The 16,247-nt window shown below is 58.3% G+C and carries 17 protein-coding genes and 1 tRNA gene; 9 read left to right on the top strand and 9 right to left on the bottom strand.

What is annotated here, in order from left to right; translation table 11 throughout:
• Positions 1–307: 307 nt before the first annotated feature.
• Positions 308–1,111: a M55 family metallopeptidase gene (locus tag NW844_RS00775; RefSeq protein ID WP_414332609.1), complete on the top strand. Its 804-nt coding sequence runs from the start codon at positions 308–310 to the stop codon at positions 1,109–1,111.
• Here NW844_RS00775 and mnmH read toward each other — a convergent pair.
• The 6 genes from mnmH to urtA all read right to left on the bottom strand — a co-directional run bounded on the left by mnmH (position 1,108) and on the right by urtA (position 7,764).
• Positions 1,108–2,157 carry a tRNA 2-selenouridine(34) synthase MnmH gene (gene mnmH, locus NW844_RS00770; protein WP_414332607.1) on the bottom strand — a complete coding sequence of 350 codons (1,050 nt, stop codon included), beginning with the start codon at positions 2,155–2,157 and terminating at the stop codon, positions 1,108–1,110. The two genes, NW844_RS00775 and mnmH, sit on opposite strands and share 4 nt — an antisense overlap.
• 129 nt (positions 2,158–2,286) lie before the next feature.
• Positions 2,287–3,039, bottom strand: coding sequence for an urea ABC transporter ATP-binding subunit UrtE (urtE, locus tag NW844_RS00765; RefSeq protein WP_414332605.1), 753 nt, complete (start codon positions 3,037–3,039; stop codon positions 2,287–2,289).
• Between the two features lie 66 nt (positions 3,040–3,105).
• Positions 3,106–3,873 carry an urea ABC transporter ATP-binding protein UrtD gene (gene urtD / locus NW844_RS00760; protein WP_414332603.1) on the bottom strand — a complete coding sequence of 256 codons (768 nt, stop codon included), beginning with the start codon at positions 3,871–3,873 and terminating at the stop codon, positions 3,106–3,108.
• A gap of 148 nt (positions 3,874–4,021) precedes the next feature.
• A complete protein-coding gene (gene urtC / locus NW844_RS00755; protein ID WP_414332601.1) occupies positions 4,022–5,167 on the bottom strand; it encodes an urea ABC transporter permease subunit UrtC in 1,146 nt (381 codons plus the stop codon).
• A gap of 56 nt (positions 5,168–5,223) precedes the next feature.
• Positions 5,224–6,381, bottom strand: coding sequence for an urea ABC transporter permease subunit UrtB (gene urtB, locus NW844_RS00750; protein ID WP_414332599.1), 1,158 nt, complete (start codon positions 6,379–6,381; stop codon positions 5,224–5,226).
• Positions 6,382–6,489: 108 nt separating this feature from the next.
• Complete coding sequence (gene urtA, locus NW844_RS00745) at positions 6,490–7,764, bottom strand: urea ABC transporter substrate-binding protein (RefSeq protein ID WP_414332597.1); 1,275 nt, start codon at positions 7,762–7,764, stop codon at positions 6,490–6,492.
• A 359-nt stretch (positions 7,765–8,123) separates the two neighbouring features.
• Between urtA and NW844_RS00740 the strand changes: the two genes are divergently transcribed.
• Positions 8,124–10,049 (top strand): S9 family peptidase, encoded by a 1,926-nt coding sequence (locus tag NW844_RS00740; RefSeq protein WP_414332595.1) that lies wholly within the window; start codon positions 8,124–8,126, stop codon positions 10,047–10,049.
• A 25-nt stretch (positions 10,050–10,074) separates the two neighbouring features.
• On the opposite strand, the gene NW844_RS00735 is transcribed toward NW844_RS00740, so the two are convergent.
• The gene (locus tag NW844_RS00735) at positions 10,075–10,551 is read right to left on the bottom strand and encodes an urease accessory protein UreE (protein WP_414332593.1); all 477 of its coding nucleotides are present in this window, start codon (positions 10,549–10,551) and stop codon (positions 10,075–10,077) included.
• A complete protein-coding gene (locus NW844_RS00730; RefSeq protein ID WP_414332591.1) occupies positions 10,548–10,886 on the bottom strand; it encodes a hypothetical protein in 339 nt (112 codons plus the stop codon). The genes NW844_RS00735 and NW844_RS00730 overlap by 4 nt, the downstream gene beginning before the upstream one ends.
• A 41-nt stretch (positions 10,887–10,927) precedes the next feature.
• Here NW844_RS00730 and NW844_RS00725 point away from each other — a divergent pair, with 41 nt between their 5' ends.
• The 3 genes from NW844_RS00725 to NW844_RS00715 all read left to right on the top strand — a co-directional run bounded on the left by NW844_RS00725 (position 10,928) and on the right by NW844_RS00715 (position 13,018).
• The gene (locus NW844_RS00725; RefSeq protein ID WP_414332589.1) at positions 10,928–11,254 is read left to right on the top strand and encodes a phasin family protein; all 327 of its coding nucleotides are present in this window, start codon (positions 10,928–10,930) and stop codon (positions 11,252–11,254) included.
• 94 nt (positions 11,255–11,348) lie between these two features.
• Positions 11,349–11,951, top strand: coding sequence for a 3-isopropylmalate dehydratase small subunit (gene leuD / locus NW844_RS00720; protein ID WP_414332587.1), 603 nt, complete (start codon positions 11,349–11,351; stop codon positions 11,949–11,951).
• The gene (locus NW844_RS00715) at positions 11,948–13,018 is read left to right on the top strand and encodes an SAM-dependent methyltransferase (RefSeq protein ID WP_414332585.1); all 1,071 of its coding nucleotides are present in this window, start codon (positions 11,948–11,950) and stop codon (positions 13,016–13,018) included. Before leuD ends, NW844_RS00715 begins: the two co-directional genes overlap by 4 nt.
• Here the strand turns inward: NW844_RS00715 and NW844_RS00710 are convergent.
• Positions 12,994–13,188 (bottom strand): hypothetical protein, encoded by a 195-nt coding sequence (locus NW844_RS00710; protein ID WP_414332583.1) that lies wholly within the window; start codon positions 13,186–13,188, stop codon positions 12,994–12,996. The genes NW844_RS00715 and NW844_RS00710 overlap by 25 nt on opposite strands.
• Before the next feature lie 139 nt (positions 13,189–13,327).
• Between NW844_RS00710 and NW844_RS00705 the strand changes: the two genes are divergently transcribed.
• The 4 genes from NW844_RS00705 to argS all read left to right on the top strand — a co-directional run bounded on the left by NW844_RS00705 (position 13,328) and on the right by argS (position 16,240).
• Complete coding sequence (locus NW844_RS00705) at positions 13,328–13,567, top strand: hypothetical protein (RefSeq protein WP_414332581.1); 240 nt, start codon at positions 13,328–13,330, stop codon at positions 13,565–13,567.
• Positions 13,568–13,656: 89 nt separating this feature from the next.
• Positions 13,657–14,082 carry an NfeD family protein gene (locus tag NW844_RS00700; protein WP_414332579.1) on the top strand — a complete coding sequence of 142 codons (426 nt, stop codon included), beginning with the start codon at positions 13,657–13,659 and terminating at the stop codon, positions 14,080–14,082.
• A gap of 96 nt (positions 14,083–14,178) precedes the next feature.
• Positions 14,179–14,252: transfer RNA gene (locus tag NW844_RS00695), tRNA-Pro, on the top strand.
• Positions 14,253–14,449: 197 nt separating this feature from the next.
• Positions 14,450–16,240, top strand: a complete 1,791-nt coding sequence (gene argS, locus NW844_RS00690) for an arginine--tRNA ligase (RefSeq protein WP_414332691.1) — start codon at positions 14,450–14,452, stop codon at positions 16,238–16,240.
• Positions 16,241–16,247 lie beyond the last annotated feature (7 nt).

Genomic DNA, 16,247 nt, shown 5'->3' with positions numbered 1-16,247 from the left:
GGGGGTATCTGCTTCTTTGGTAGCCCTCTGATCGCGTCAGCGGGACGGAGTCCTTGTCCTTTATTCCGACTTCTCAAAAACGAGGGTAGAGATCCGCACCAAAGCCATGGAAATCTTGGGCTCCCACAAAACATATCCTCAGTTCCTTGAGCCAATCCCTAACTCCCCTCTCCCAAAGGGAGAGGGGCCGGGGGTGAGGGCTGGGAGTGTTGGGTGCCGCCAAAGGCGAACGCGCCGGCGGCGTGGAGCGCTTGGGGCTGTCTCAATCTAGTCTGACAATCTAGTCTGAAATGACTATCAGTCGAGCATGAAGGTCTATATCAGTGCTGATATCGAAGGGATCTCCGGCATCAGCCATTGGGATGAAGCCACCCTCGGCCAGCCGGGTTATGAGCCATTCCGCGAGCAGATGACCCAAGCGGTGATCGCCGCTTGTGAGGGATCCCTGGCTGCCGGAGCCACCCGGATCACTGTCAAAGACGCCCATGATTCCGGGCGCAACCTTCTCCCCGAGCGATTGCCGGCGCCGGTGCAACTCATCCGCGGCTGGAGCGGCCACCCCTACTGTATGGTGCAAGAGCTGGATCGCAGTTACAATGCCCTGATCTTAATCGGCTACCATGCCCGCGCCGGATCTGCTGCCAACCCCCTTGCCCACACCTACACCACCGAAGTTAGCCAAATCCGGCTGAACGGCCAGGCCATCGCCGAGTTTCACCTGGTCAGCCTCACCGCTGCCTATGAAGGGGTGCCGGTTGTATTTCTGGCCGGAGACGCAGAGGTGTGTGCGGAAGCGAAAGCCTATGACGCCCAGATCGAGACGGTGGTCACCCACAAAGGGATGGGCCACTCGGTCGTTGCTCCCCATCCGCAGCAGGTTCTGCAGGCCATCCGCCAAGGTGTAGAGGGATCCCTGAAACGGCTGTCGGCCTACCGGCCCCGCCCACTGCCGGATTGCTTTCACTTGGAGGTGGACTACAAGGATCCTGCCCGCGCCTACCGCAAGTCTTTTTACCCCGGCTGCCGGTGGGTTGCCGATGCAACCGTTCGGCTGGAGGTTTCCAATTGGTTTGAGGTGCTGCGGGCTCTGCAATTTATTGTGCTCACCTAGTCTGGACGGGTGCGCAGGCGAGCGGCAGCTTCTCTGAGGCTGGTCTCGGAAAGGTCGGGCAGCTCTATCCGGGCGTGGATGCGGTTGAAGTTCTGCTGCAACCCATGCCGATAGGTGGGATCGTAGTGCTGCTCCAGCAACTCCTGCACAAACTGCGGCCAGTCTTGGGCGTCGATGAGCTCAAACCAGCGCTGCAGGCGCGCCTGGCCATGGCGGGCTTTTAGGGGCAGCAATTTTTCCTTGAGTGCCTGGGGATGGGCTATCCAGTGGGGATAATGGGCAATCAGCCCCTTCACCCGCTCTTCCAAAGGCAATCGCACTTCCACGCAATCGGCTTGGGTGAGGGCCTGCCAAAGGGCAGGGGGCAGGTGGAGCTGGCCCACCTTGGCACTCTCGGCTTCCACCCAGACCGGCTTGGCTGGATCCCACTGGAGAAAAACCTGCACCAGTTGACTTTCAAAGCTCTTCTGGGTGGGCTGCGGCATCCCCCACTCCGCTCCCAGCACGGAGCCGCGGTGGCGGGCCAGCTTTTCCAGATCGAGGACTTGGGATCCCTGGCGCTGCAGGTGGTGGAGCAACTGGGTTTTGCCGCTCCCCGTCGGCCCGCAGAGGACGCGGTAGGTAAACTCCTGGGGCAAGCTCTGCAGTTGCCGGCGTACCCAGGCGCGGTAGGTTTTGTACCCCCCTTGCAACACTGTGACCTGCCAGCCCACCTGGGACAACACCAACGCCAAGCTGGCCGAGCGCTGCCCTCCCCGCCAGCAGTAGATGAGGGGGTGGTAGTCCCGATCCTTGTCGGCAAAGTGGGTCTGCAGATGGCGGGCGATGTTCTGGGCCACCAGGCTGGCTCCCCGCTTGCGGGCCGTAAAGGGATCCACCTGCTTGTAGAGGGTGCCCACCTCTGCCCGTTCTGCATCGTCAAGCACAGGCAAGTTGATGGCCCCCGGCCAATGATCCTCAGCAAACTCTGCCGGCGAGCGCACGTCAATGATCTCGCTGTAGGTGTGCAGCCAAGGTTCGGCAGTGACGTGAATGGGGGCAGCCACAGACGCAGCGAGGAGGGAGTGGACTGAGTTCTCTCTTGCTCGATCCTGGCAGATTTCTAGGGTTGTTGCCTGAGGGGATCCCTGGGCCTGACAAGAGTTGCACCGCTCGGCTCCTCCTCCAGGCTAACCTCAGAGGGAGAGATAGGATCGCACTTTTTCCTCATCCATTTGGTCAGTCGGCCCTTCCATAACGAGGGATCCATTTTCCATGAGGTAAAAGTAATCGGCCAAGCTTTGAGCAAACTCAAAGTACTGTTCTACCAGCAACACCGCAACGCCCCGCTCTTTTTGGATGCGGGCAATGGCTTCTTCGATCTCAATGATGATAGAGGGTTGGATCCCTTCTGTGGGTTCATCCAGGAGTAAAAGTTTAGGCTCTGCCACCAAAGCTCTGGCAATGGCCAATTGCTGCTGCTGACCACCGCTCAAATCTCCACCGGGACGCTTTAGAAAAGAACGCAAAATCGGGAATAAGTCATAGATAAACTCAGGTATAGCCCGTTCTTTGTCCGGTGCTGCTTCTAACCCCACCAGTAGATTTTCCTCAACCGTTAGGCGAGGAAAGATCTCTCGGCCTTGGGGCACATAGCCAATGCCAGCGCGAGCCCGCCAGTTGGGTGGGTAATGATTGATGGGTCGGCCCTCAAAGAGAACTTTACCTGCACAGTCTTTGAGAAGCCCCATTAGGGCTTTAAGCGTGGTAGTTTTGCCCATGCCGTTGCGACCCAGAAGGCAAACTGCTTGGCCGGGAAGGATCTTGAAAGAAAGATCTCTCACAATTAAACTTTGCCCATAATAAGCTCTCAGGTTACAGACTTCCAGCAAAGGCTGAGATCCACTTTGAGATAGATTTTGCGCTTTGGTGGCGTTTTCCGTATTCATAGGCTTGGATATAGAGTTGGTTAATTGGACGGTCAACACAGATCTCCCCTTCTCCCCTGTTTTCGTTTAGCCTCTGGCTTTGTGGGATCCAAGATAGACCTCGATAACTCGCGGGTCGTTCTTCACTTCCTCAAAGCTACCCTCGCACAACACCGCTCCTTGGTGTAAAACAGTAACCTTGCGAGCAATTTGCCGGACAAATACCATGTCATGCTCAATCACCAAAATGGTGTGATTTCGAGCTAAGGATTGAATTAACTCTCCCGTAGCCTCTGTTTCTTTATCCGTCATCCCGGCCACGCATTCATCAAGCAGCAGCAGATCCGGATCCTGGGCAATCACCATGCCGATCTCCAACCATTGCTTTTCTCCATGGGAGAGCAGCCCTGCCGGGATCCGATCCTTACGGCTCAGGCCGATGGTTTCCAGGAGAGCATCAGTCTTTTCTCGCAAGCGCTTTTTGCCAAATAAGGTGGAGAAAACACCCTTGTGAGGGTTGAGAGAGAGCTCTAAATTTTCTCGCACGCTCAGGTTTTGGTAGACCCGCGGCGTTTGGAACTTGCGACCAATACCCAAGGCAGCGATTTCGTGCTCCTTGAGCTTAGCCAGATCTTTTCCTTTAAACAGCACTCGCCCTCGAGTAGGCTTGACCTTGCCTGTCAACACATCGAGGAAGGTAGTTTTGCCCGCTCCATTGGGGCCGATCACCACCCTTAACTCCCCTTCTTCCAAAGAGAAGTTCAGCCCGTCCAAAGCCTTAAAGCCATCAAAGCTGACGGTGAGATCCTGAGTTTGTAAAATTTGCCGGGTAGTGGTGGGAGCTGCTGTAAGCATAGGGATCACGTCCAAGAACGGAAAGGCCAGAGGACGAGTAGGATTCTCAGCCCATCGAACAAGAGAGGACACTTGGCATCGTTATCTCACCCATTGGGATCCTCTTACTCTGAAGTTGCACCTTGCATAGGGGGATACTGGCACGGATTTAGGCTGGAGAAATATTGGCCAAACGCCGGCGCCAAAGCTGGAAGGTAACCCAAAGCTGCCTGCCCCGGGTGCGCACCCAGCCCACCAAACCATCCGGCAACACCAGTACCACCAGCAGGAACAATCCCCCCTGGAAAAACAGCCAAATTTCTGGGAAATTTTCACTCAGCAAACTCTTGGCAAAGTTTACCAACAAAGCCCCGACCACTGCCCCCACTAAACTGGCCCGACCACCCACCGCTGCCCAGATCACCATTTCAATGGAGAAGGGAACGGCCATGGCATTGGGAGAAATGATGCCAGTTTGTAAGGTAAACAAAGCCCCGGCGATCCCTGCCAGCGCAGCCGAGATGGCAAATACTAGCACCTTAAATCCGGTGGGATCGTAGCCAGAGAAACGAACCCGCGGCTCATCGTCTCGAATGGCTACCAGGATTCGACCAAACAAGCCACTGGTAAGCCAACGACAGAGAAGGTAAGCCAAAACAACGGTTAAAACCGTGGCCACATAGACAGCAAAGCGCATCTGGGAAGAGTTGACATCCAGGCCAAATAACGTCTGGAAATTGGTCAGGCCGTTGGTGCCGTTGATTAAGCGCTGTTGCCCGTTGAAGAAGTTAAAGAAAATGATTGTGGTGGCCTGAGTCAGAATAGAAAAATAAACTCCTCGGATGCGATTTCTCACCACCAAATACCCCAGAGCTGCTGCCACCACAGCCGGGATCAAGACAATAGCAATAGCCGTAAACGGAAACGAATAAAAAGGGTACCAAAACCAGGGCAATTCCGTTACCCCATAGAGGCTGAAAAACTCCGGTATCTGTCCCTCTGGCAGTTGCAACTTGAGGTGCATCCCCAAAGCATAGCCCCCCAAGGCAAAGAACACCCCATGCCCCAGACTCAGCATGCCGGTATAGCCCCAGATAAGGTCGATCCCCAGGGCAACAATGCTCAATGCCAGAAATCGCCCCAACAAGTTCAGCCGAAAACCCGACAACACAGTTGGGGCCACCAAGATCAAAGCCAGCGCCAGGCCAATGAGGATCCCAACTTCCCAGAGGAGCTTGCGGGCAGGACTGGGATCCCGACCGGTGGCAAGAATGGCCTCTTCACGATCAGCGGGGGGGAGATGAGCCAGTTTCATGGGCGGTGTGGGGGGATGGGGGATACGGCTAGAAAGATTCGCTCAAGAGGGCTGTCCTAGGCATCCACCATGCGACCTTTTTCGGGGAAAAGGCCGCGGGGGCGCACCTGCAAAAAGGCCACAATTAAGGCAAAGACCATCACCTTAGCCATGCTGGTGGTGGCAAAAAAGTTGAGGGTATCGGTCAGGATCGGCACGTTGGGAAAGATCAAAGCCAGCGTCCCGGAACCGATGACAAAGTTGGCAATTCCGATCCCCAGTGCCGCCACAATGCTGCCCAGGAGCTTGCCCACACCCCCCACGACAACCACCATGAAGGTATCCACGATGTAGTTCTGGCCGGTATTGGGCCCCACGGATCCCAGCAGGCTGACGGCCACGCCGGCTACTCCTGCCAGACCCGAACCCATGGCAAAGGTGAGAGCATCCACCGTTTGCGTAGGGATCCCGACACAAGCGCTCATGGCCCGATTTTGGGTGACGGCGCGGATGCGCAACCCCCAGCGGGTGCGTTGCAAGAAAAAGTACAGCCCCAGGATACAGACAACGGTGAGGGCGATGATGAACAGGCGAGTATTGGGCAAAAACAGGTTGCCCACCGGGATCCCACCCCGCAGCCAGCGAGGAGCGGTCACGTCTCTATTTTGGGCCCCAAACCAGGGCTGGGTGACGGCCAGGGCATAGGTTTGGGCCAGAACCCGCCCGCCTACTGCCACAATGGCCGTAGAAAGCACCAACAACAACGTCAGCACCCAGCCTTTGAGGCGCGGCCAATCGGCCCGTTTTGCCAAGAGCCACCAGCCGCCAAAAAAGAGCACCGCAAAGGCCCCCAAGCGGAAAGCCAACACCCAATTGACGCTGCGCACGAACTGCTGCAGGATCAGGCTCACGCCCCAGGTGGCCAAAAGGGTTTCCAGCGGCCGCCCATACAAAAAGCGAATCACCCCCCGCTCCAGAGCCAGACCCGCCAGGGCCGTGACGACAAAAGCGGCAACCAAGGCTGGAAAGATATACAGATCCCGCCAGGGATCCCCCAATTGTCGGAAGGCATTTTGCACCACAAAGGTGGTGTAGGCCCCCAACATCATCAGCTCCCCATGGGCCATATTGATCACCCCCATGAGGCCGAAGACAATCGCCAGGCCCAGAGCGGCTATCAGCAAAACGGTGCCAATACTGATGCCGTTAAACAAGCTATCCAAAAGCAAGGTCATCGGCAGGGGATCCTCCTTCTTTACCCGTTGACTGGGGACGCGCTTCCAACTCCAGGACGGGATCCCCAACTCACCCGCAAGGGATCCCGCACCCAGCGCTCAACAGGGCTAGCTGACTTTGAAGCGACCGCCTTTGGCCGGATCCGACCAGTCGCAGGCAAAGCCCTTGGTTTCCGCCACAAACTGGTTCCAGGGCTGTGGCTCCACAGCGTCTGTAGAAAAGATGACATCAAACAGCCCATCAGAGCGCACCTGGCCGATCCGCACGTACTTGGTCAGGTGGTGGTTGGTGTTCATCGTCACCAGACCCTCTGGGGCATCAAAGGTTTGGCCGTAGGCTGCTTGGCGCACCGCGTCGATCTCCACGGTTCCCGCTTTTTCCACCGCCTGCTTCCAGATGTAAACCATGATATAGGCCGCTTCCATCGGGTCGTTGGTGACGCGGTTTTGGCCGTATTCTGCCTTGAAGGCTTCCACAAACTTCTTGTTGGCAGGCGTATCCACCGTCATGAAGTAGTTCCAGGCAGCGTAGTGGCCTTCTAGGAACTCGGAGCCAATCGCCTGCACCTCTTCTTCGGCAATGCTGACGGACATAGAGGGATAGCGATCCGGCTCCAGACCGGCTGCTTTCAGTTGCTTAAAGAAGGCCACATTGCTGTCGCCATTCAGGCTGTTGTAGATCACGCCGCCGTTGGGAAGAGCGGCACGGATTTTGCTGATAATGGGAGTCACTTCGGTGTTGCCCAGAGGCAGGTAATCTTCTCCCACAACCTTGCCGCCCAGGGCCTCTAACTGGGCCTTGATGATGGTGTTGGCCGTGCGGGGGAAGACATAGTCGGATCCCACCAGGAAAAACTCTTTGCCCTTGTTCTTGAGCAGCCATTCCACAGAAGGCTCGATCTGCTGGTTGGGGGCAGCGCCGGTGTAGAAGATGTTTTTGGAGCACTCTTGTCCTTCGTACTGTACGGGATACCAGAGCAGGTGTTGCTTGGATTCAAATACCGGCAAAACTGCCTTGCGGCTGGCCGAGGTCCAACAGCCGAATACTGTTGCCACCTTGTCCACATCGATCAATTTGGTGGCTTTCTCGGCAAAGGTTGGCCAATCGGAGGCGCCATCCTCGATGATGGGCTCGATCTGCTTGCCCAAAACCCCACCGGCGGCATTGATCTCTTTAATGGCTAGCTTTTCCGCATCCACCACACTGGTTTCCGAAATGGCCATCGTGCCGCTGAGGGAGTGCAAAATGCCAACGCGAATAGTCTCTCCCTGAGCATAGGCAGGCACAGACCGCTTCACCCAGATCTGCGGCCCTAAGGCAGCCCCGGCTCCGGCCAGCGCGCCCATTTTCAGCACTTGACGACGATTAAAAGATTGAGCCATCGGTAAACTCCGAAACGAGGTGAGTGCAAAGGATGTAGCGAAGTGTGGTTACAGCAGCCTGGCTAACGGGGGGAAGGACTCAGCTCATCACCTTGCCCATGGATCAGCTTGCCCAACTGCGCTCGGCTGAGGTTTTCACCAATGCCTTCCCAACATCAACAGGGGGAAAAGCCAGCTTTGCAGTCGAGAGAGCGTCGTGCGCCCCTGTTGCCTGGACGTGTTCTATCAAACCCATTCAGCCAGGAAGAAATTGTGTTGCGAGATACTTTTTTCCAGAATCTGAGCCTGTTCTCGCCAAGCTCCCAGGGATCCCTTGCTCTCGGCATAATGGAGATTTCGAGGTTGAAAATTGATGGCTTATGGTGCAACAGGCTGGCTATGGATCTTGGCGATCCCCAATTACCGCTGACCTGGTGGTGGCCGGATCCCTACGCCTAGGGCAACCGGCTTGGGACAAGGGGGATCTCTACTGGACGGAGGGCCGCCCGCAGGAGAAGGGGCGCAACGTGCTGATGCGGCGAGCTGCCGACGGGACGGTGCAGGAACTGACGCCAGCACCCTTCAACGTGCGCACGCGGGTGCATGAGTACGGCGGCGGCGCCTACTGGGTCTCCGAGGGGGTGGTGTATTTCTGCAACTTTGCCGATCAACGGCTGTACTGCCTGCTGCCGGCTTCGGATCCCCAGCCCCTCACCGAAGCTGGCCCCTACCGCTATGCCGACGGGGTGGTGGACAGGAGGCGCCGGCGCATCCTCTGCGTGCGCGAGGATCACAGCCGCCAGGGAGAGCCGGAAAATACCCTGGTTGCCATCGATCTAGAAAGCGGATCCCAGCAGGTTTTGGCCAGGGGCCACGATTTCTACGCCAGCCCGCAACTGAGCCCAGACGGTCAGATCCTGGTGTGGCTGGCCTGGGATCACCCCCAGATGCCCTGGGACGGCACGGAGCTGTGGCGGGCGGAAGTGGCTCCTGACGGCAGCTTGGGAGAACCCCAGAAACTCGTTGGTGGCCCGGCTGAGTCCATTTTCCAGCCCCAGTGGTCGCCGCAGGGGGAGCTTTACTTTGTTTCCGACCGCAGCGGCTGGTGGAACCTCTACTGCTGGGATCCCCCAGGGCCGATTCCTCTGTGCCCTATGGAAGCGGAGTTTGGCGAGCCCCAGTGGGTGTTTGGCCTGAGCACCTACGGCTTCTGTGGGGATGGGCAAATCCTGGCCATCTATCGACAAGAGGGGCTCTGCCACCTGGCGCTTTTGGATCCGCGTTCAGGACAGAGGCAGGAGCTCCCCATACCCTACACCGAGCTCCACAACCTTCAAGTTAGCGGCGAAAAAGCTGCCTTCCTGGCCGGATCCCCCAGCGAAGCCATGGCCTTGGTCTGTCTGGACTTACCTTCTGGCCAATTGGAGGTGGTGGCCCGTTCTAGCAGCGTGGCAATAGATCTGGAGTATTTGTCAATCCCTGAGCCCATCACCTTTCCCACCTCGGGCGGAGCAGTGGCCTACGGCTTCTTCTATCCTCCCAAGAACCGCGACTTTGTGGCCCCTGCCGGCGAAAAGCCGCCCCTGCTGGTGAAAAGTCACGGCGGGCCCACGGGAGCAACAGCAGCCGTGCTCGACCTGGGGATCCAGTACTGGACCAGCCGCGGGATTGCCGTTTTGGATGTCAACTACCGCGGCAGCAGCGGCTATGGACGGGCCTACCGGGAGGCCCTCAAGGGCCAATGGGGCCTTGTGGACGTGGAAGATTGCATTGCTGGAGCCCGATTCTTGGCCCAACAGGGCCGGGTTGATGGCGAGCGATTGCTCATTCGCGGCGGCAGCGCCGGCGGCTACACCACGCTGGCGGCTTTGACCTTTCACACCGTCTTCAAGGCCGGTGCCAGCTACTACGGGGTGAGCGACCTGGAGGCCCTGGCACAGGACACCCACAAGTTCGAGTCCCGCTACTTGGACAGCTTAATTGGCCCCTACCCGCAACGACGAGATCTCTACCGGGAGCGCTCTCCCATCCACCACCTGGATGGCCTCAATTGTCCGGTTATTTTCTTTCAGGGCTTGGAAGACGCCATCGTGCCCCCCAATCAGGCAGAGAGGATGGTAGCCGCCCTGCGGGCCAAAGGGATCCCGGTGGCCTATGTGCCCTTCGAGGGAGAACAACACGGCTTTCGCCAGGCGGCCAACATCAAACGGGCCTTAGAGGCGGAGCTTTATTTTTATGCTCAGGTGCTGGGGTTTCCGCCGGCAGAAGCTCTTGAGCCCGTTCGGATCGAGAACTTAGACACCTGAGGATGACTGCTCAGCTAGACCCAGGCTAATGGCTGTGGGCCAACAGGTTGGGCTCGAAGACAGCCATCTCCAACTGAAACGGGATCCCCAGGTGGGCCAGCCAGTCCTGCAACGGCTCATCGGCCAGCGCCCGGATCTGCCCTTGGGGGGAAATGTGGGCCGGGCGGTGCCAATTGCCCAGTTGATGCATCACTTGGCCCATCTGGATCGGGTTTTCCGGTTGAATCAAGAGTACCGGTTCGGCTTGGGCTTTGACCCGGATGTGTCGCTGCGCATCCGCGTAGAGTAGATCCCCATCCTGAAGATGAGTGCCGCGAGGCAGCATCAACTGGATTACCGTGCCCTGATCGCTCACCAGCCGCTGCCGGGATCGCTGGCGGTCATGCCAAGTGAGGCAAACCACTTCCAAGTGGCCGGGGATCCCCTCTGGCGGCTCTTCCAGCAGTTGCATCACCGTAATAGCCACGGGATCCTCTGCCGCAGTGTGCCGCCCTTCGCTCATGGCAGGGACTCCAGATACTGGCTGAGGTCTTCTCGCAGGCGAGAGAACTCCACTTCAGTGGAAAGGCGCAGCACCTTGGTTTTCAAAGTTACCAGCACCTTGGCTGCATGGGGGCCAGTCCAGATATTGGGGTTGCAGAACATCTCCAAGCTGAAATCCTCAGCAGGGTAACGAAATTCAACGGGATCCTGAGGCTGCTGGCGGGAGCTGCGCTTGAGTCGCTCCCAAAGAATCTGCAGAACCTCGTGCCATTGTTGTGCTGCCTCAGGGGGAAGGGAGAAGCTGGCCGAACCGGTTGCGAAGTTGAAGGCAAACTGAGGAAAATGGATGGTCATAGAAGCCCGTACCTTCGGCACGCGTTCTCTGGAGGGCAGCATTGGATAACAACAGTATCTTACGTCAGCTTTTGCTGATGGGCGTCGGCACCACCACCTTGCTGGCAGAGCAGTTGAAGAAGGCTGCCGACGATCTGGTGCAGAAGGGCCAGCTCAACCCAGAAGAGGCATCCAATCTCATCAACAACCTGCTCAACCAGGTAAAATCCGAGCAGAGCAACTTTGAATCCTACGTGCAGCGGCAGGTGCGCAACGTTCTACAGGATTTGGGCGTGCCCCGCCAATCGGAAATGGACGAGCTGCGCGGGCGGCTGGATCGGCTGGAACGGCAGGTGCGCAATCTGGAAAATCAGGTTTACCGCCGGTAGCCGAGGCCCAGTTGGCCGTCGAGCAGGGCATTGCCAAACGTCGCTACCCCGCAGCCAACCCCCAGATCCAGTCCCAAAGTTCATTCCAGTTTCCATGCCGAGCGAAGTTTTGACCGTTACAGGCCGAGGCATCCCCCTGCTGGGCAACGACATCGACACCGATCGGATCATCCCGGCCCGCTTTTTGAAGTGCGTCACCTTTGAGGGCTTGGGCCGGCACGTGTTTGCCGACGACCGCGCCCAAGCTTCCGGCCAGCATCCCTTTGACCTGCCCCAGTACCAGGGAGCCGAAATCCTCGTGGTCAACGCCAATTTTGGCTGTGGCTCCAGCCGCGAGCATGCGCCGCAAGCGCTGGCCAAGTGGGGGATCCGCGCCCTCATCGGCGAAAGCTTTGCCGAGATCTTCTTCGGCAACTGTTTGGCCCTGGGGATCCCTTGTGCGACGGCGCCGGCGAGCCTGATCCAAACCCTGCAAAAGGCGGTGGCCGAGGATCCACAGCTTCGGTTGACCCTGGATCTGCCCAACAAACAGGTGCGCTGGCAGAACCATGCCGCTGCTGTGGAGATCCCTCAGGGGGCCTGGCAAATGCTGGTGCAGGGCACCTGGGATGCCACAGGGCAATTGCTGGCGGCCACAGCCCAGATTCAACAAGTAGCCGCCTGTTTACCCTACCTGCGTTGGCAGCGAGCCCGTTGAGCAGTTCTCTTCCCCCCGATACCCATACCTGGCTGGGCAGCGCCGACCCGGATTTTTTGGATCTGGCCATCCGGGAGATAAAAGCTGCGGATCCGGAGGCCGCCGTACAGCGGCTGCGGGAGGCGCCCGGCTTGGTGTGGGTGTGCAGCCAACGCTCGTTTGTTGACCTGGTGGAGGCTTGGCAGGCTGACCCGCCCATTTTTTTGCGCCACATCTGCCCCATTCACCGAGAACAGCGGCTAGACGAGGGATCCCTGAGCAAATTGCACCTTGATGAGGAAATGTTGGCGGCCATCGACCCCATGCGCAGCTTTTCGGTGCAGACGCGCCTGTTTGGAGGGCCGAATCTCAAGCCCTTTCAGGTCAACGAAGCCCTGGCCGAACAGGTGATCGCGGCGGTGGGAGCCCCCCTGCAGGTCAAAGATCCCCAGCAGGTGATCTCGGTGGTGATCCTGGCCGAGACAGGAGGGATCCGGGCCTGGCTGGGCCTATCCCTGGCTGCACAGAACCTCTCCAACTGGGCTGGCGGGATCCACCGCTTCCGGCGGGATCCAAACCAGATCAGCCGCTCCGAGTTTAAGCTGCTGGAGGCCATCCAGGTGTTTCAGGTTCCTTGGGTAGCGGGCGGACAGGCTTTGGATCTGGGGGCAGCGCCGGGGGGATGGTCGCGCATTTTGCGCCTGTATGGCCAGCAGGTGACAGCAGTGGATCCGGCAGACTTGGACGAGCGCCTCAGCCAAGATCCGGGGATCTGCCACCATCGCCTCAGCGCCCAAGCCTACTTGGCCCGTAGCCCAGGCCGGTTTCACCTCATCCTCAACGACATGCGCATGGATGGCCCGGCCTCTGCCAACTTGATGGCGGCTTTCGCCCCCCATCTGGAGCCACAGGGAGCGGCCCTGATGACCCTGAAGTTGCCCCACCGGCAGCGCCTGCGGGTGCTGCGGCAAAGTCTGGAGATCTTGGGTCGTGCCTTCTCTGTGGTGAGGGCCCGTCACCTGTTCCACAACCGCAGCGAAGTCACCCTCTACTTGAGGGTCCCTCAATCTGCCGTTTCCACCACCTGAATTTCCCGGCGGAGCACCATCTGGCGAATGGACTCCAGCAAGTCCATCTCTTCGGGGGAGATTTTGCCGTCGGCCCGGATGGCGCCGACGATTTGGTCAACCTCGGTGCGGGTGAGCTTTTTGTCTTCTAAGGCTCGATTCACCAGCGCTTGCAATTGTGAAAACTCCATAAGGCTCCTCTTCGCTTGAACAGGTCTTGTCGCCTCATTTCCTCGTCTAGGCTATCCGCCCTCTCCAAAATCTCCTGCAAGCGCAAGATTCTCTTCAGGTATCCTAAAGAAAATATGAAACCCAAGAGAGGAAGACATCATGGCTGGCCCGGATCCCAAAAGCACCGCACACGATTGCGCTACCCTCTGTCGAGATGGCTGTGTCTTGGGAGAGGCCTGCCCCCACCGAGAGGCGGCTCGTCAAGCGGTGGCCTTTGTCATGAACACCGACTGGGAGACGCTGATGCAGATTGCCGAATCCAAAAACCTGCCCAAGAACCTGCCTCAAGGCGAGTTGGATCCCCTCCAGTTTTTGGAGAATTACCGCCTGGGTGGATAAGCCCCAACCCCATCTCTCCAAAGACAAGGGATCCCCCTGAACAATCACAGGTTTTAAGCCATACTGAATTTGTGGGATCCCTGGATTCTATGGTTTGGCCTTGGATTGTCTTTGGCTTGGTTCTCATCGCCTCTGAGCTGTTTTTGCCGGAGTTGGTAGCCGGCCCGGTAGGTGTAGCGGCCCTGGGGGCCGCCCTTTTGGCCTACTGGGGTTGGCCCATTTGGGCACAATTTTCGGCTTGGATCCTGCTCTCCATTGGATTGATCGTCCTCAGCCGACGCCTAGTCCCTTCCGGTTCGACTCAACTAGAAGATCTTCTCAAAGAATCGCGAGAGGCACGGGCAGTTACAGCGATCCCGGCTGGTCAGCGCGGTCGGGTCTCTTATCTCGGTTCCACCTGGAATGCCAAGTGCAGCATCCCCAACCTCGAAATCCAAGCCGGGCAGGAGCTCTACGTGGTGGAGCGGCAGGGAAACACCCTCATTGTCATGCCGGCCAAGATGCTGAAGTCTTGATCTGAGACGGATCTCTTTTGGTCCTGAGGGGGCTGCCGCAGCCTTGTTCAAGTGTGCATTAGCGGCGGGGATCTGTCATAATCGCAAAAGTTAAGCCGGGATGTAGCGCAGCTTGGTAGCGCATCTGCTTTGGGAGCAGAGGGCCGCAGGTTCAAATCCTGTCATCCCGATCCTGCTTGTACAACGAGTTGAGCTGTTCGCCTGCTTGTCGAGGGTCGGGGGCAACCATCAGCTCTTCGATGCTGGGAAATTCGCAGCTCAGGTGTGGGCAGCCTTTGGTCATAGCCAGTCTGTTGCCAGTATGATAGTGCTCCTGCTGCAGCAGGGATCCCTGTCAACCTCGCTCTCCACTCAGCTCCCTTTAGCCATGGCAACCCAATCCCCTTCCACCTCGCTGATTCGGTTCCTCGCCGCCGCCGTATCCGAGAGCATTCAACGGGCGGCAGGCCAACTGGGATCCCTAACACCTGAGCAGGCGGCAGGGGTTACTCCCGTGATCCAGATCCCCAGCGATCCCCGCTACGGCGACTACGCCTGTCCTACCCCCTTGGGGATGGCCAAGCTCTGCCGCATGGCGCCGGCCCAAATTGCCCAAACCCTGCAAAAACACCTGGATCTGCCGGACATAGAAACCGAGGTGGCAGGCGGTGGGTACCTCAACTTCCGGCTGGGGGATCCCTTTTTGGCCGAGCGATTGCAAGAGCTGTTGCGGTTGGGGGAAGATTTCGGCAAAACCGCTGCCCCCCATCCCGAGCGCATCCTGCTGGAGTATGTTTCCGCTAACCCAACGGGGCCGCTGCACGTGGGACATGGGCGCTGGGCTGCCGTCGGCTCGACCCTGGCCAACCTGCTGCGCTGGACGGGGCACCAGGTGGAGCGGGAGTTCTACATCAACGATGCTGGCAACCAGATGCGGCTCTTGGGCCAGTCGCTAGAAGTGCGGGTGCGACAACTGCAAGGCGAAGAGGTGGCTCTGCCGGAAGATGCCTACCACGGCAGCTATTTGGTCGATATCGCCCGGCGGCTGTTGGATCAGGTCAAGGCCGGGATCCGCCCTCTGCCCACCACCCCGGAAGAGTACACCGATTTTGCTTACCAGGAAATGCTGGCCTGGCAACAGCAGACCCTGCAACAACTGCGCACCGAGTTCGATCACTGGTTTAGCGAACGCCGCCTGCACACCCCCGATCCCCAGACAGGGCTGAGCGCCATCCAACAGGCTTTGCAGGAGCTGCAGGAGCGCGGCTTCCTCTACAGGGCTAAGGCGCCGCGGGGTGAGGATCCCAAGCCGGGGGCGGAAGAGGCCGTCTATTTCAAAACCCAAGAGTTTGGCGACGACAAGGATCGGGTGGTGCAAAAGGCCGATGGCTCCTTTACCTACCTGGCCGCCGATATTGCCTACCACCGCGACAAAGTGCGGCGGGGCTATCAGCGACTCATCAACATCCTCGGCTCGGATCACCACGGCTATATCGGTCGTTTAAGGGCGGCGGTGGGCGCCTTCAGCCCAGAGGTCAAGCTGGAGATCCTGATTGGACAATTTGTCAAATTGTTCAAAACCGACCCGGAAACCGGCGAGAAGACCGAAGTGCGCATGTCGAAGCGCACCGGCAATTTTGTCTCCTTAAACGATCTTATTGAGGATCCCGAAATTGGCGTGGGGGTCGATGCAGCCCGCTGGTTTTTGCTCAGCAGCAGCATGGACAGCCCCATCAACTTTGATTTGGATTTGGCCGTCAAGCAAACTTTCGACAACCCGGTGGTCTATGTCCACTACAGCCACGCCCGCTGCTGTACCCTGCTGCGGCGGTTACAGGAAGAGGAACAGGTGCAGCTAACCGCCACAGTTGCTTTGACGGAGCAGCAAAAACTGCCCTACAAAGAACCTGAAGAGCGATCCCTGCTGCTGCGCCTCTTGGCCCTGCCCGATGAGCTGATTGCCGCTGCCGAAGAGCGCGCCCCTCACAAGATCATTCGCTATGCCGAGGCGATTGCTGCCGATTTCAACAAGTTTTACGACAACTGCCGCATTTTGCCCCTCTTAAAAGAGGATCCCCTTTTGGCCCAAGCCCGCATCCAATTGGTGCAGGCCACGCGACAGGTTTTATTTAACGTGCTCACCGGCATTCTCGGCCTGAGCGCGCCAGAGTCGATGTAGATGTTAA

This window comes from Synechococcus sp. H55.2 (assembly GCF_047462495.1).
In the GTDB taxonomy this organism is placed as follows: domain Bacteria; phylum Cyanobacteriota; class Cyanobacteriia; order Thermostichales; family Thermostichaceae; genus Thermostichus.
Note: the sequence above shows the minus strand (reverse complement) of the source record. Positions and strands in the feature narration are given on the sequence as shown.